The following is a 16,114-nucleotide window of genomic DNA, read 5'->3' on the forward strand; positions in this document are numbered from 1 at the left end:
ATAAAAATGTGTTTTAATTCGTAGCAGAACAAAAGTAGAATAGCGGCAGTTAATCATATTCTACAGAACACGATGAACCACAACAAAACGGATACAAATCAGCCTTCTATTGCCATTGTTGGTGGTGGTATTGCCGGAACGACGAGCGCAATTCATTTTAGTGAGTTGGGTTATAAGGTCACTATTTTGGAAAAAGGACCGAGTTTGGTTAATGGTCCACCAATTTGCCACCTGCACGCTGGCGGCAATTTGTATCGAGATATTTCTGTAGAGCAGTGTCTTCAGTTGCTCACGCAGTCAATTGATACCGTCCGCTTGTTTCCCCATACGATCAATATTCGTCCGACAATTATCGCTGTTCCACACAGTGATGGTGGAGAGCCGTTGGATCTTCTTCCGCGCCTAAAGATAATCAAGAACGCTTATGCTGAGCTTGTTAATCAAGATAAAAGCAACCAAGTGCTTGGTAAACCGGAAGAGTATTACAAGCTGTATAGTAAAGAAGAGTTACTAGCACTTGCTACTCAAACACAGCCTCTAAAACCAATATCGCTTGATGAATGGTGTATTCCTTTCGCTAAACATACGGATCTAGAAACCCTTAAGTATCCTGTTGCTATGGTTCAAGAGTATGGTTGGAGTGTATTCCGCTTATCTGCAACCGCTCAACTCTCTTTGGGGCAACAGTCTAATTGTACCGTGTTAACCAACAGCCGATTACAATCTGTTGAATCGTTAGCGCAAGGTTGGTCTTTGACTTATACAGACGCTGAGAACCAAAGCTGTCACCTAACGACCGACTACTTGATTAATGCAAGTGGCTTTGAAACGGGCATCGTGGATGACTTTGTCGGTTCTAAGCAACAAAGGCTTGTTGAGTTCAAAGCCGCATACGTTACGCAGTGGCCGTATTCGCAAGAATGTAAGGAAGAGTGGCCAGAGGTTATCTTCCATGGCCCGAGAGGCACACCGCAAGGCATGGCTCAGTTAACACCGTACGCTGATGGTGTATTCCAACTTCACGGTATGACAGAAGGGATTACTCTGTTTGAGGGTGGGCTTGTTTCATCATCAACAGATTCATCACAGCCTCAGTTGCCTTCTAAGCTTCTTAAGAAAATCGTATCAGGTTGGAGTGAAGAGCAGCTCGAATTAAGAACTCGCGCTGCGATAACGCATATGTCTCAGTTCATCCCAAGTTTTAGCTCTGCACTGGTAGGTGGTAAGCCTTTGTTCGGTGCACAGCAGATTCCGGGAACCGATCCGAGCTTAAGAGCTTCAGACGTGTCATTCTGTGGTGATCGCTATGCTCGACTTGAAGTAGTCAAAGCATCTTCAACCTTAGAGGCAGCGCAAAAGGTCGCTGAGCATTGGTTTGATGTCGCAGAGTCAGTATCGATTGAAAATACACACTCAGTGACAATGTCACTTAATCTAAAGAATATTGAGAATAAAGCGATAGATTTGACACAAGAACGCGGATACCCAGAAGCCCTTGCAAAGGTATCAGGCCAAGATCACGCTTAATACTCAGTCATAATCTACTACGCTAAACATCTTCAATTCGGCTTGCGCGATAGGTAAGCCGAATCTTCATTCAAATGCCTGCTTAGATACCGAAACTTATCCGAATGACATCTCTCTAGCTAATGATTCTTAGCTACATAGCAATTAGCACATAACACATCGCAAAAACTAGTAGCCGAAAAATTGAGCCCACTGGCACCACACATCTTGTAATCCTAAGCGATCCCCTTTACTAAACGAGACTTTATGTCCAGGTTTGGCTTGTGCTAAGCGCGGTAAATCGATTCTGGCGACACATCCAATCTTCGGATAGCCACCAATAGTCTGTCTGTCATTAAGCAACACGATAGGTTGCCCATCTTGGGGGATTTGAATCGCACCTAAGGCAATGCCTTCAGACAATAGCGAAATATCAGGTGAATCAATCGATTGACCACTCAGTCGATAGCCCATGCGATTTGAATTTTGGTCAACGTGATACTGTGCGTTATACAAAGTCTCTTTTGCTGAACCAGTGAACAGCTCGCTTTGATAGCCTTCAATCACTCGCAGGTTCACTGGTAGGTTGTAATTAGGCGTGTATCGGAAGGTGACACTCAACGCTTGAAACGAGCGAGAGAGTTGGTGTTGGGTAAAAGCAATGTGTTGCCCTTGCTGGCATGGCTGTCCATCTTGCGTTAATCCACCAATCTTTTCACGAGTCACCGTAGAACAGCTATCAAGAGTTGATGGAACATCGAAGCCCCCCTTAACAGCTAAATACGCCCTTAGACCATTTTTAGGTAAACCAAATGAGAGGACTTGCCCTGAGAAAGCTTGAAAAGTACGCCAGTTCGACAGTGGTTTACCATCGAGCTTCGCTTGTAAATCGCCACCACATAATGCCATCTCACAATCAAAATCGATTCGTAACGCGCATTGCCCAAGCGTGATTTCCAACACTGCTTGGTTGACTGGGTTTCCGAGCAGGTGATTGGCCCAGCTATACGAGTAATCATCAACAGGGCCACCTTGTGTCAACCCGAGATGAGCGACACCAAATCGTCCGAAGTCTTGAATCAAACTCAACGGGCCGGGCTTAATGACTGTCAGCGTTGGTTTGGCTTTAGTCTTAACCATTAGCGACACCTCCACTAATCTCCATAAACCTGAGTTCAACAAATTCTTGTTTTGAAATCGCGATGAAACGGACTGTGTCACCGACATTAAGTAGAGACAGCGGCGTTTGCGTGGTATCAGCGTTCTTCAATTGGCTGTGATCGAACAACGGAAGCGGGCAATTGCCAATAATATTCCAGCCACCCGGTGAGTCCGAAGGGTACACCGCCGTTTTCGTATCTGCGATGGCGATACTGCCTTTCGGTACACTTAAACGTGGGGTTGAATGACGGGGCAAAGCAAGCTCATTGACCACATCAGACATAAACGCAAAGCCAGGCGTAAATCCAATCGCACTGACGCTGTATGTCTGTGAGGTGTGATATTGAATAATATCGTCGAGCGACAGGCCTTTGTCTTGATATCGGCCTAAGTCGAGAGCCGTTTCTGGTGAGTAATAAGCGGGAAGCTCGATAGTGTCACGAGTGTAACTAACACTAGATAAGGACGAAATAGCATGACTCAATAAGGTGTTGAGTTGTTCGATGAGTTTCTTTTCGGAAATTCGATAAGGTAAGTAGTCAACCAGAATGGTGTGGTAAGCCGGTGTCACATTCATCAATATAGATGCCAAGTTTTGGCGAATGGCATTGGAAAGATGAGCCATGTACTGCGCATATTCGCTGTTAGATTGACTATTTGAAGGCGATAGCGTCAAGGTGACCAAAACGCTGCATTCCGCGACTGGCGCTATATTGAATTCAATTTGATTCGTCGTCATTTCGTTTCCATACGTTTGTTTGCTTGCCTTTTACTAGCTTACTTGCCTTTTGTTTACTTATTTGGCGCATCTCACTTCCGTGTCCAAACCAATACAAAGCAATTAGACCTTACGAGCAATTGGTTAGGTGCTCGTAAGGCGAGCGATAAGGCCATGCGCCATACCAATCACACGCTTCATATTAGTTAAAAGCGTTGAGGTCTTGTCTGATTTTCTTTATCAATGCGATCGATTGTGGATTATCGCCGTGGACACAAATCGTGTCGGCTTCAATAGGGAGTCGTTCACCTTCGAGCGTTGTGACTGAACCGTAGTTAATGATTTGCATGACTTGGTTGTAGATGTCGTCCTGATTAACGTAAACCGAGCCTTTTTGAGTTCGCGGCGATAACTGCCCATTATTCAAGTATGCACGGTCAGCAAACGCTTCAAACAAGAGGGGTAAATCATGATCGTCAGCAATATCTAAATACTGCTGATTGTCTGACGAAGAGAGGATCATTAGGGGGATGTTAAATTCAGCGACGGCTTGGGCAACGGCATTAAACACATCAATGTTCGCCATCATATCGTTGTAAAGGGCGCCATGAGGTTTCACATAGCCAACAGAGGTGTGGTGATAGCGGCACAGCGCTTGTAGTGCACCGACTTGATAACAAACTAGCTCACTGATCTCGTCCATGGTATGAGGAATAGAACGGCGACCAAACCCAACTAAATCTTGATAACCAGGGTGGGCACCAATTTGGGTGTGATAGTACTGCGCCAGTTTTATGGTCTTAGACATAACGTGCGGATCAGACGCGTGAAAGCCACAAGCGATGTTTGCCATATCGACCCATTCCATGACCGACTCGTCATCGCCCATCTTCCAATTGCCGAAACTTTCTCCCATGTCGCAATTAAGCAAAATCTTCGTTGTCACGTGGTGCTAACCCTTTACGTTGAGGTGAGTAATGACGGTCTTATAAATACCATAAATAAACAGTGACCTAACTCAAATTTTCGACACCAAAAACTGCATCTACTATAAGGTCACGGCATGTATCAAACCCGCTAAAGAACAGATTGTGAAAAATGCTTCCTTTCATCAATAACGTATAGAAACTATGGTTAAAGATAATTGAAAAAGAAGCAATCGACAAACAGCGTTCCATCTACTTTGTTTCCAGTTTATGGAGCAAACATAGGGTGATGAATCATATGGCGACATTGATGTAACTCTGAAGGTTGGCAATGAAGGAACGGCTAAGCGAAACGCACCGGTCGATTTTTGTTCTCTCGTGCAGTGTATCTGCCATAGGCGTTTGTGACTCAACCCTAAGCTGTTGTATCATAAGTGATACGTTAAGTGGTTTTAATTAAAGGTCGGCTAAACATGAATGTTTTAGTTACAGGTGGCATGGGTTACATTGGTAGCCACACAAGTATCCAGATGATTAACGCAGGTATGACACCTGTACTTTTCGATAACTTGTATAACAGTAAACCAAGCGTTTTAGAACGTATCGAAAAAGTATCTGGCGTTCGTCCTGATTTCATTGAAGGTGATATTCGTGATAAAGCGCTTTTAACTGAAACCATGAAGCAACACAATATTGAAGCTGTTATTCATTTTGCGGGCCTGAAAGCGGTTGGCGAATCTGTTGCCAAACCTCTCGAATACTACGATAACAATGTAAATGGCACGTTAGTCCTTGTCGATGCAATGCGTGACGCTGACGTAAAAATATTAGTATTCAGCTCTTCAGCAACGGTTTATGGCGATCCTGCTAGTGTTCCTATCACAGAAGATTTTCCCACAAGCGCAACCAATCCTTACGGTCGTAGCAAGCTCATGGTTGAAGAGTGCTTAACTGACTTCCAAAAGGCTAACCCCGATTGGAGCATTACGTTATTACGTTACTTTAACCCCGTAGGTTCACACCCAAGTGGTGAACTCGGTGAAGACCCAAGTGGTATTCCAAACAACCTAATGCCATTTGTATCTCAAGTTGCAGTTGGCCGACGTGAATTCCTATCTGTATTTGGTAGTGATTACCCAACAAAGGATGGCACTGGTGTTCGTGATTACATCCACGTTATGGATCTGTCTGATGGACACATTGCAGCACTTGAGAAAGTAGGGCGTAAAGACGGTCTTCACATCTATAACCTAGGTACTGGCAACGGTTCAAGTGTATTAGATATGGTTAAAGCCTTCGAGAAAGCGAGCGGCCAAGCGATACCTTATAAACTCGTTGAGCGTCGTCCAGGAGATATCGCAGAGTGTTGGGCCGACCCAGCGAAAGCTCAGAAAGAACTGGGGTGGAATGCGACACGCACACTGGCTGAAATGACTGAAGATACATGGCGCTGGCAATCAACAAATCCTGATGGTTTCCCTGGTTGATTGAGTGATTTCATGAATAGTTAACGTACAAAAAGATGCTCTAGGGCATCTTTTTTGATCTAAATCGAATAAAAAGTGATTTGGTGGTTAAAAAGTATCATTCTGTATCGGTTGTTGTTATCATGCTCGCGAATTATATGTTTAATGTTAATTTTCTTTGGAGTTAATCATGGAACTAGGCCTAATCATCACTTTCATCATTGCTGCTGCAGTAATGGTTAAGAAAGAAATGGCAGAGAAATAATTTCACTTTACCCCTTTTTGATACAACTTTTAGTGAAATAACAAAAGCCAGCTTATCGTAAGCTGGCTTTTTAATTTCTACAGTATTTTTTGTATGGCTTTATTTTGGAACGACCTAGATCTTTAATCACCTAGGTCTTCAATAAACTTAGCTCTACAACGAACTAGATTTCTAACCAGTTAGAACTCGTAGTTTGCAGATATACCCCAGTTACGACCCGGCTGAGACTTAATATCGGTGTTGAACTTAGAATCGTGCCCACGGCCTGACATGTCATTGTACAGCCAATATTTTTTGTCTAATGCGTTGAATAGACCCGCTCGCAAGGTTAAATCCGTGACAGGGCGGTAATAAGCAGTCAAATCAACAACTGTGTATCCAGCCACGTTTACGTTGTCATCAGAGTTCCACTCATCTTTCGCAGCAACCATCTTAACATTTAAAGCTGAACCGAAAGTCTCGCGTTCGATACCAAGACCTAGCGTACCCGTTAGTGGTGCTACTGAATCAATGGATTTACCTGTAGATTTATCTTCACCATCAGCATAAGCGACCGCTAAACGAGTGTAGGTTCCAAATGGTGCGTCTAACAGGGTGTCAAGGTTAATCGTTGACGAAAGCTCTGCACCATAGATAGTTACTTTATCTAAGTTCTCTTTGGTGTATACGTCTTTACCGCCTTGTTTGCCCGATTTCGTCTGGTTAATGAAATCAGAGTAATCTGTGTAGAAAGTGCTTAGTTCAAAGCGAGCATGTTCATTATTGCCACGAAGGCCAAGCTCGTAAGAGATACTTCTTTCGGCTTTCAAGTTAGGGTTAGCTTCAATGATGGCACCTCGAGTGTAGAAGTAGTAGAGGTCGTAAACTGAAGGTGCTTTAAACCCTTGCCCAACTTGACCAAATACCGATAGGTTGTCATTGATGTGGTAAACTGAACCTAGCTTAGCTGTGACGGCGTCATCTTTATTCTTCTCATATTGAGTCTTGTAGCCTTCATCCGTTGATGGGTCAGCAACAAATGAGTCATAACGAAGACCGCCAGTTACAATCAACTTGTCTTCCATGAAAAATGCTTGGTCTTGAACAAACACACCCCATTGCGTTATTTCTGCATCAGGAATACCAGTGCTACCCGGTGTAACAGTGCCTCGGTCAAACTTATGGTCGTAATTTTCTAGTTCAAAGTCATTCTGCAGGTATGTGAAACCATATGTGAATTCGTGATCCGCACCATCGATATTCACTAACTTAGAAAGCTGTGTATCAAGCTGCATGTTTACATCTGATGCATCACGCTCACGAAGTCGGCGTCCGTTGAAGCGAGTTGTATCGTAGTTTTTATTCAGAGAACTTGAGTCTTGGTAACTTAGAGACCAGTCTAAAGAGTCAGCAATTGAAGAGCTTAGTTTAAGCTGTTGTTCCAATGTTGCACGAAAACGTTTGTTGGTGTCTTTGTTGTAATTATCAGTATATACAAAGCCTGGCATAAGCTGATAGCCATTGTAGTTTAGCTCATCTTCATCATATTGACGTTGGTAATGCTCAACCGTAATACCAACCTTATTTGAATCTGATACATTGTAGAATGCTTTGGCTAGGATATTACTTAATTCCGTATCTGCCGGGTTCTCTGCACCACGATCAGGACCTTGAACTTCGCTTCCTGATGAATGAGTTTCTGTCTCGTGGCCTTGAGCGTATGTCGCCATAACGATCGTTTCTAACTTATCTTTACGCATCGCCCAAGAAACTGTGTTCTTGAACTGTTCATCTGCAGATGTATAGGTAGATTTGATGCCAAAACGGTTTTCATCCCCGTCAGTTCTAAGCATATCCTCTGGATTTTTAGTTCTTAGCAGTACTGCACCACCAATGGCATCTGAACCGTAAAGCGTAGAAGCAGGGCCTTTATTCACCTCTATGACACTTAATGTATCGACTTCGATCGCATTCGAATATTTACGTTGCTCAGAAGCGCCAGGGTTATATGGTGTAGGTTGTTGAACTCCATCTACCATAAGTTTAACGCGATCACCTTCAACACCGCGGATGTTAAAGCCTGAAATACCAAAACGGCCACCGCCTTGAGCTTCTACTCCTGGCGTGTATTGAAGAGCTTGCTTTATGTCGCTAGACATTTGATTATCTATGTCTTTTGCAGAGACAGACTCAATTGAGCTTGAAACGTCTTCTTTGTTTTGTTCGGTACGCGTTGCTGATACAACAACCTCGTCAAATAGGGCATAATCTTCAGCAAAGGCTGATGTTGATGAAAGCGCTAAAACGATTGAAGCAGAGAGTAGGGATTGCTTATACATCTGATAGTTACCTTAGTTCCATAATATCATCTTGATTTGCGAAAGATGATATTGGATCTAAATGATAATTACTATTATTTGCATTTAAATAATTTTCAATATTATCAACTAATTCATAATTAGCGTTATTAAACACATGTATTAAAAAGAGTTTTTCAGTTCCATTCACCATGTGAATGCTTCTCTTTTTGTGATTTAGATCTCACTTACAAAGTAGGAAAGTTATGCATAGCCCAATAACACTTGAAGCCTTACACATATTAGATGCCATTGATCGTCGTGGAAGCTTTGCGGCAGCGGCTAATGAAATGGACCGAGCACCTTCTTCATTGAGTTATCAAATCCAGAAGCTAGAACAAGACTTAGATATTATGATTTTTGATCGCTCAGGCCACCGTGCAAATTTCACGGAAGCGGGGCAGTTAATATTAGAGCAAGGAAGGATCATTCTTGGTGCCACTGAACAGCTCGTTAATGACGCGAGTATTCTTGCTAATGGCTGGGAGTTGGATTTAACGATTGCCTTTGATGGCATTATTCCGATTGCTAATTTCTTCCCATTAGTCGATGAACTCGGAAAAATAAGTAAAACTAGGGTTCGATTACAAGAAGAGATTCTAGCTGGATGTTGGGAATCTCTTTCAGACGGCCGAGCTGATTTATTGGTGTGCCCAAAGGTTGACACCATACCAAACGATATGAAAAGTGACATTATCGGTAAGATGGAAATGGTATGGGTTGCAGCATCGAATCACTATGTTCATAAGCGATCTGGTGATTTCGACCAAAAGGCGAGGGAAAGTTACAGGGTTATCGCAATTGCAGATACAGCGCGTGACCAACCTGCATTAAGCATCAATATTCTAGAAAAGCAGCCACGTTTAACCGTAACAAGCTTCCCAGCCAAGGTAGAGGCTCTAACTGCAGGGTTAGGGATCGGCACCTTACCGAATAGTGTAGCTAAACCTTTGATTGAATCTGGCGTTCTACAACAAATTTCGGGTACCGAACCACAGCCTATCGACATCGTAATGGCTTGGCGACGTAACAAAATGGGCGACGCCAAGTCTTGGTGTATTCAACACCTAAAAAAAACATGGGCGTTAAAGTAACGGCAACACCATATCTGCAGTGCCGTCTTCAAAACTGATATCTAGCTCAAAGCCCAGCTTCTGGGCTAGTGTCAGCATCCCTCGGTTGGTCGGCATCGTCATGCCCGACATCTGCTTGGTCTGCTTTGTACGACAGTAGTCAATAACCTTAGTCATCAAAATGCGGCCTAATCCGACGCCTTTCAGATCGGAACGTATCAGAATAGCGAACTCTGCATCGGTGTTCTCTGGGTTAATCAACGCTCTCGATACGCCAATAATCGCGGGTACGCCTTGTTCCTTTCGAACGACCACAAATGCAATTTCTCTATCAAAGTCAATCTGAGTAAAGTTAGCCAACGCCTCATGATTGAATTCACCCACATCACTAAAGAAACGCTTGTAAAGGTCTTCTTTGGATACACGATGAATAAAATCAGCATGAAGCGGCTCGTCTTCAGGAAGGATCGGGCGTAACAACACCTCAGTGCCGTCTTTAAGTACGATATTCTCTTCCAATTCGACTGGATAAGGGCGAATCGCAAGACGTTCTTGAGGATCGCCTTGGTATGCTTTCAATATGATATCGGCATCTAATATCGTGAACTTGTCTCCGTTGGCCAGTACTGGATGGATATCCAAATCATGTATTTCAGGGCAATCTACTACCATCTGAGATATACGCACCAACAATTCAGAGAGACCTTCAATATCAATCGGGTTAGGTAGTTTTTGCAGACGAATCTTGCCACTTTTTATCGCTCGAATGATCAAGTAACGCGCCAGTGTCATATTGAGTGGTGGAAAAGCTGCAGCAGCGTCAATGGATTCATCCCATTCAGAACCTCCTTGACCAAGTAAAATGATGGGACCAAAGGTTTCGTCCGTTGTCACTTTTACACGTAGCTCCTGCCCGCCGGCAAGTTTGGCCATTCCTTGAATTAACAAGCCATGAATATGCGCAGTAGGGAACGACAGTTGAGAGCGATCGAGAATCGCCTGAGCCGCATTGGCGACTTCATTGCTGTTTCTTAAATTAAGCATGACACCTTGCACGTCCGACTTGTGGGCAATGTCTGGCGAACGTAGTTTAACTGCGACTGGGTAACCAATCGTTTCAGCAATATGTACCGCTTCACTTGGGTCAGAAGCTATCCAAGTTGGTAATACATCTAGGTTGAAGTGCTTGAAAAATTGGCTATTTTGATGCGTATCAAGGCTGACTGTGTCTTTATCCAGTAGTTGACGTTCTATCCAATTTTTTGCATCTGCTAGATCTTCAATATGGACTTTTTCTGCTGTGGTTGGCGTTTCCATTAACTGACGCTGGTTACGTCTGTACTCGACCAAGTGCATAAATGCGACCACTGAACTTTCAGGTGTTCGATAGGTTGGGAACCCTGCTTCGGTAAACAACTTTCGTGCTGGCTTTGCTGTTAGCTCGCCAGACCAATTCGTTAGGATGTTAAATCGCTTGTGGCGAGGATGCTTTTTAATGGCTTCAATAATTCGCTCAGCTGTTTTAGCTGAATGTGCGATCGCAGAAGGGCTGTGCATGATAAGAATCGCATCCGCTTCATCACCATCTAACAAGATGTTTATCGTATCGATATAACGTTGCTCACCGGCGTCACCAACAATATCGATTGGATTACTCTGAGACCAACTCAATGGTAAAACCTTATTGAGTTTCTCTAGCGTATCTTCAGAAAACTCGGCAAGCTTACCACCACGGTCAAAAAGGGTATCCACCGCCATGATCGCAGGGCCGCCGCCGTTGGTCACAATGGCCAAGCGCTCTCCACGCAATGGCACTGAATGAGTCAGAGTCTCTACCGCTGCAAACAGTTCATGTAAGTTCTTAACTCGTAACATGCCGCTGCGTCGGATCGCTGAGTCATAGATAATATCTAACGTATCGGCACCGCCAGTATGTAGCATGGCCGCCGCCCGGCCTTTAGCGGTTCGTCCGCCTTTTAACACTAGAATTCGTCTATTACGTGACGCAGCACGCGCAGCAGAGATAAAGCGCCTCGCATCTTTAATACTATCAACATAAAGCAATATTGCTTCGGTGTGAGAGTCGGTACTCAGATAATCCAACAGCTCTGAGAATTCTATGTCACTGCCATTACCTATCGAGATAAACGCCGAGAAGCCGATCTCTTTATCGTTCGCCCAATCTAGAATAGTTGTACACACTGCAGCGGATTGAGAAACAAAGGCGATTTTACCTGGCAGCGCCGTCACCGGAGAAAAAGAGGCATTCAAATTTAACCACGGGACAATAACTCCCAAGCTATTGGAACCAAGTACCCGAATATTGTTTGCTTTGGCTATTGCAATACATCTCTCATCAAACGTTTCACCGCTATCACTTTGCTGTTGCATGTCGGAGGAGAGCACAATGACGGAAGCGATGCCTTTCTCGGCCAACTCTTCAAAAATAGCCACATTGCGTGTCGCATTAGTGCACAAAATAGCAAGGTCAGGCACGATAGGTAGCGACAAGATGTTTTTGTAAGAGAGGACGCCTGCGACAGAATCGTATTTTGGTGTTACTGGCATCACCGCACCTTTAAAATCCCCGTGCAACAAATTGTTCATGACGATATATCCTGCACGCGTTTCTCGTTGAGATGCACCAACAACAGCGATTGAACGGGGTTTAAGTAGGGGATCAAGATGATTCATAGACATATCCTAGCAATGCACGTAAGTTCATCGTAACTTACTTTTCATTCACGGGTTGATGGCAAATTCACCGAATTAAGATGAATAAGCAGACACTGCATAAAGTTTGTGAAATAGGTCACCCACTAATGGTGTATAATCTCAAAGTTAACTTGATTCTAAACCGACGTATCGGCATGATTTATAGTAATTATTATTAAGGATATAGAGCTTTCCATGAAAAAACTTGCAATTGTGACTTTGCCACTGCTCTTGGCTGCATGTGTATCTGACAACTACGTGACCAATGTAACCTCAGATAGCTATCAAGAAGAGTTCAAAACGGCTAAAGTTGAAGCTCCAGTTGTATCTCAATCTGAGCAGACTGCTGTTGTTGAAGAGAACGTGGCCAACGTTGTCAGAACAACACCTGTAGAACAAAAAATCACTCACACGACTAGAGCTAAGCCGGTTGCAACAATTACAGCTCCAACCAAGAAGCAACAAGACATGAACCAACGCTTTGGTTACACAGTTCAAGTTGTTGCTGTTGGCAGCCAAGCCAAAGTCGATTCTTTTGTAAAAATGCTACCAACCACTTCCCAGCCAATTTGGGAAAACTACAAAATGGTTAACGGCACGAAGTGGTTCACTGTACTTTACGGTGACTACGCGACACGCTTAGACGCTAAAAAGGCGATTTCATCTTTGCCGAGCAGTTTTCAAAACTTAAAGCCATTCGTTAAGAGCATTGATGATATCAAGAACTCTGAATACCCAACGCTTAACAAGTTAAACTAAGTTTTAAATCATAAAGAAGGAGCAAATGCTCCTTCTTTTGTTTTATGACGGTTAGTTTTGTTTAATAGTTAATCGCTCACTCCTTAGATGACAATTTTAGCATTCAAAACACTGTACCTATTTCGACTTTTGTTTATCATTGAAGTCAGTATTCCTAGTTTCAAGGACCGAATTTACCCATGAACACCACAAACATCCTTCTACTTTGCGGCGGTGGATCTTCAGAGCATGAAGTGTCAATCGTTTCAGCCAATTACCTTTTTGAACAACTTAATAGCGTTGCAGATTTTAACGTTGTGAGAGTTGAAATTAAAAACGAAGGCTGGTGTCTTGATTCGGGTGAGTTGGTTTATCTTGATATTAACGATCAAACCTTACGTGGCGACAACTTAGAATCTAAAGTCGATTTCATTGTTCCATGTATTCATGGTTTCCCTGGCGAAACAGGTGATATTCAATCACTGTTTGAAATGGCTAAGATTCCGTACCTAGGTTGTGGTTCTGAAGCAAGCAACAACAGCTTCAATAAAATCACATCAAAACTTTGGTACGACGCTCTGGGTATCCCAAATACGCCTTATCTGTTCTTATCCGACAACACTGAACAAGCTCATGCACAGGCGACACAAGCCTTTGAAAGTTGGGGGGAAGTGTTCGTCAAAGCGGCTCGTCAGGGATCTTCCGTTGGCTGTTACCAAGTCAATCAAGTAGAAGAATTAAGTGAAGCAATCAACAAAGCATTTACCTTCTCTGATCAAGTGCTTATTGAGAAATCCGTGGTGCCAAGAGAACTAGAAGTTGCCGCTTATGAAATCGATGGCGAGCTACAGATAAGCAAGCCAGGCGAGGTGATTGCACCTAATGGCGCATTTTACTCTTACGAAGAGAAGTACAGTGCAGACAGCCACTCAATTACTGAAGTTGAAGCAACTAACTTAACCGATGAACAGCGTGAATTGATTGCAGATAGCGCCCGCAAGGTATTCACGCAGATGAAGCTTCGTCACTTGTCTCGTATCGATTTCTTCTTAACACAAGACAATGAGATCTACCTGAACGAAGTGAATACCTTCCCAGGTATGACGCCAATTTCCATGTTCCCAAAAATGGTTGAACATGACGGCCACAAATTCAGCCAGTTCTTAGAGAACTGCGTGAGAACAAGCATTTCTTAGTTCACCCAAAATATCTTAGCCGTTTTATATAACTCATTAGATAACAAATAGCGCCTTGAGCTTACCAGCCAAGGCGCTATTTGTTTTTAAGTCGGAAGTTTTTGGTTTGCAAAGTCAGTTGATTGACTAAGCAGTTTATTAACAATCTGCCTATAAAAAACCGTAGATAAACAAGCCGCCTCTTAACAAAGCCATCAGCTCATTGCCAAGGGATTAGTGCTTTAAACTTCATCTTCTCACTCTCAGAGGTACCCGAATAACCCACATATTGTGCAGGCATTGCAGGGCTGAGCCAACGACCAAAATCTTGGATTTCTCTCACCTTAAGGCCTTGTTTCGACAGTTCTTGTGCGGCACCTACACGAATAGAGTTCCCGGAGAAATGGTGGTTGTCAGCCAATTGAAGTAAGTCACTTGCTCTTCTCAATATTCTGTAGATCGACGAATCATCTAAAGGTTGTAGACTGATATTTTCATGTTTGTCTATCGCACGAAATACAGGCAACTCGTCTTGTGTTCCAGTAAACGAAAACCAACGCTCAAGTGCGGCGCTTGCTACTCGCGATAGCCTATACACTGAATTTTTTATTGTAATCTGGTACTCATTCTCAACGCTCTCCACATTATCCATCGACAACGCCCTTAGTTCAGATCGCTTTAAAGCACACTCGAACATCACATTATAAATCGCGATATCTCTGATCTCTTTTAAGCTCGATTTCTCATGGGAAAATAACGTGTTTAACTCAGTAAGGTGTGCGGATGTCATGGCATTGGTTTGTTTAGAGTCGCCAGCCATTCGAGATTGCAAGTGGAGCAGGGTAAAACGAACTTGCCTATGCTTGATTGGGTTAGCAAAGCTCAACACAGTATGCAACAAGCTAAGTGTTGCAGTGTAACGTTTCAAAGACGAGAATTTTCTTTCACTGGATTCAGTCTCAAGAAAACGCCGAACAGCAGTGATGGATGCTGGGAGTGTGTTGATACGATTTTTAGTACAGAACGCATGGTAGCGATTCCAATCACTGTAGATACCCAACAAGGAGTTTCGAGAGTACTGATATCCTGTTAACTCATCTATAATTTCAATTGTCGCGTGGCTGTTTAATTTTTCAACAAATGAATTAATTATCACAGAGTCCGATAAAATAGGGACTTTTTTTCTCAAATTACCGTACCTCAACAGGTGTTTTTGCCATATTATGCTTGATATCATTAGAAGTATACTTATGATTAACGTAATGAAAACAAAACGATGATCAATGGATATGGCAAATTCAGTTTACCGAGGCGTTCCTCTACAATCAGCGGATGCAAACAACACCGTTTGGCGTGCCAAGCTAAAAAACAACATTATTCAAGGCAATTTACCTGCTGTGAAAAAGAGTATTGATTGGTGGATTGATACTGCGACCCTTATTGACCCGAAAGAATTCACAGCGTTAAACAAGTCGAGAGCGTCTGGTGGTGGCTTAGCTGAAAACTTCCATGGTTACCAAATTAAAAATGATAGCGGTGAGCCTAACGCTTGGTATTGCATGTTTAACGGGCGCCTAATTAAAGGTGGCAAGATTGCAATCCAGCGTCATATAGAGGCTTTCTTACTCGCAAAACAAAAAGCAGCACAGCAAAAGAAGTAAAATTATGAGCCTAGTATATTCAACTGAAACAGGTCGTATTAAACCTGAAGAAGAGAAAGTCCAGCGCCCTAAAGGTGATGGTATTGTTCGAATCCAAAAAGAAACCAAAGGCCGTAAAGGCAAAGGCGTTTCTATCGTAACAGGCTTAGACCTAGATGACGCGCCATTAAAACTCATGGCTGCGGAACTGAAAAAAGTGTGTGGCTGCGGTGGTTCAGTAAAAGATGGCAACATCGAGATTCAAGGCGACGCTCGTGACAAGCTAAAAGCGCATCTTGAAAAGAAAGGCTACAAAGTTAAATTTGCTGGCGGTTAAGCTCTAACTAATGCCAGGGGTAAAATCGAAGATTATTATCTGTCAATCCCATTTTAAA

Annotated in this window: 13 protein-coding genes; 7 read left to right on the plus strand and 6 right to left on the minus strand. The window is 43.1% G+C overall.

The features are described from left to right. Window positions 1-72: 72 nt before the first annotated feature. A complete protein-coding gene (locus AB4180_RS18060) occupies window positions 73-1,527 on the plus strand; it encodes an FAD-dependent oxidoreductase (RefSeq protein ID WP_102250457.1) in 1,455 nt (484 codons plus the stop codon). A gap of 168 nt (window positions 1,528-1,695) precedes the next feature. Here AB4180_RS18060 and AB4180_RS18065 read toward each other — a convergent pair whose 3' ends face one another. The 3 genes from AB4180_RS18065 to AB4180_RS18075 all read right to left on the minus strand — a co-directional run bounded on the left by AB4180_RS18065 (window position 1,696) and on the right by AB4180_RS18075 (window position 4,331). Next, window positions 1,696-2,646 carry a biotin-dependent carboxyltransferase family protein gene (locus AB4180_RS18065; RefSeq protein ID WP_009845380.1) on the minus strand — a complete coding sequence of 317 codons (951 nt, stop codon included), beginning with the start codon at window positions 2,644-2,646 and terminating at the stop codon, window positions 1,696-1,698. Next, window positions 2,639-3,406, minus strand: a complete 768-nt coding sequence (locus AB4180_RS18070) for an allophanate hydrolase subunit 1 (RefSeq protein WP_009845379.1) — start codon at window positions 3,404-3,406, stop codon at window positions 2,639-2,641. Before AB4180_RS18070 ends, AB4180_RS18065 begins: the two co-directional genes overlap by 8 nt. Before the next feature lie 181 nt (window positions 3,407-3,587). Then, entirely contained in the window at window positions 3,588-4,331 is a 744-nt protein-coding gene (locus AB4180_RS18075) for a 5-oxoprolinase subunit PxpA (RefSeq protein ID WP_032555051.1), read from the minus strand. A gap of 453 nt (window positions 4,332-4,784) precedes the next feature. On the opposite strand from AB4180_RS18075, the gene galE reads away from it, so the two are divergent. Continuing rightward, the gene (galE, locus tag AB4180_RS18080; RefSeq protein WP_009845377.1) at window positions 4,785-5,798 is read left to right on the plus strand and encodes a UDP-glucose 4-epimerase GalE; all 1,014 of its coding nucleotides are present in this window, start codon (window positions 4,785-4,787) and stop codon (window positions 5,796-5,798) included. Window positions 5,799-6,221: 423 nt separating this feature from the next. On the opposite strand, the gene AB4180_RS18085 is transcribed toward galE, so the two are convergent. Continuing rightward, window positions 6,222-8,360: a TonB-dependent hemoglobin/transferrin/lactoferrin family receptor gene (locus AB4180_RS18085; protein WP_102250456.1), complete on the minus strand. Its 2,139-nt coding sequence runs from the start codon at window positions 8,358-8,360 to the stop codon at window positions 6,222-6,224. Window positions 8,361-8,584: 224 nt separating this feature from the next. Here AB4180_RS18085 and AB4180_RS18090 point away from each other — a divergent pair, with 224 nt between their 5' ends. Continuing rightward, window positions 8,585-9,472, plus strand: coding sequence for a LysR family transcriptional regulator (locus AB4180_RS18090; protein WP_065679020.1), 888 nt, complete (start codon window positions 8,585-8,587; stop codon window positions 9,470-9,472). Here AB4180_RS18090 and AB4180_RS18095 read toward each other — a convergent pair. Continuing rightward, window positions 9,464-12,145, minus strand: a complete 2,682-nt coding sequence (locus tag AB4180_RS18095; RefSeq protein ID WP_102250455.1) for a bifunctional acetate--CoA ligase family protein/GNAT family N-acetyltransferase — start codon at window positions 12,143-12,145, stop codon at window positions 9,464-9,466. The genes AB4180_RS18090 and AB4180_RS18095 overlap by 9 nt on opposite strands. A 216-nt stretch (window positions 12,146-12,361) precedes the next feature. Between AB4180_RS18095 and AB4180_RS18100 the strand changes: the two genes are divergently transcribed. Next, entirely contained in the window at window positions 12,362-12,925 is a 564-nt protein-coding gene (locus AB4180_RS18100) for an SPOR domain-containing protein (RefSeq protein ID WP_102250454.1), read from the plus strand. 179 nt (window positions 12,926-13,104) lie between these two features. Beyond that, entirely contained in the window at window positions 13,105-14,100 is a 996-nt protein-coding gene (locus AB4180_RS18105; RefSeq protein ID WP_102250453.1) for a D-alanine--D-alanine ligase, read from the plus strand. A 199-nt stretch (window positions 14,101-14,299) separates the two neighbouring features. Here AB4180_RS18105 and AB4180_RS18110 read toward each other — a convergent pair whose 3' ends face one another. Then, on the minus strand, window positions 14,300-15,268 hold the full coding sequence (locus tag AB4180_RS18110; RefSeq protein WP_102250452.1) for a tyrosine-type recombinase/integrase: 969 nt from the start codon (window positions 15,266-15,268) through the stop codon (window positions 14,300-14,302). A gap of 100 nt (window positions 15,269-15,368) precedes the next feature. Here AB4180_RS18110 and AB4180_RS18115 point away from each other — a divergent pair, with 100 nt between their 5' ends. Then, complete coding sequence (locus AB4180_RS18115; RefSeq protein ID WP_029222765.1) at window positions 15,369-15,740, plus strand: DUF3319 domain-containing protein; 372 nt, start codon at window positions 15,369-15,371, stop codon at window positions 15,738-15,740. A 4-nt stretch (window positions 15,741-15,744) separates the two neighbouring features. Next, on the plus strand, window positions 15,745-16,056 hold the full coding sequence (gene yciH, locus AB4180_RS18120) for a stress response translation initiation inhibitor YciH (protein ID WP_009845368.1): 312 nt from the start codon (window positions 15,745-15,747) through the stop codon (window positions 16,054-16,056). The last annotated feature ends 58 nt before the right edge of the window (window positions 16,057-16,114 follow it).

Source organism: Vibrio sp. 10N.286.49.C3 (assembly GCF_041469545.1).
Taxonomy (GTDB): Bacteria; Pseudomonadota; Gammaproteobacteria; order Enterobacterales; family Vibrionaceae; genus Vibrio; species Vibrio tasmaniensis_A.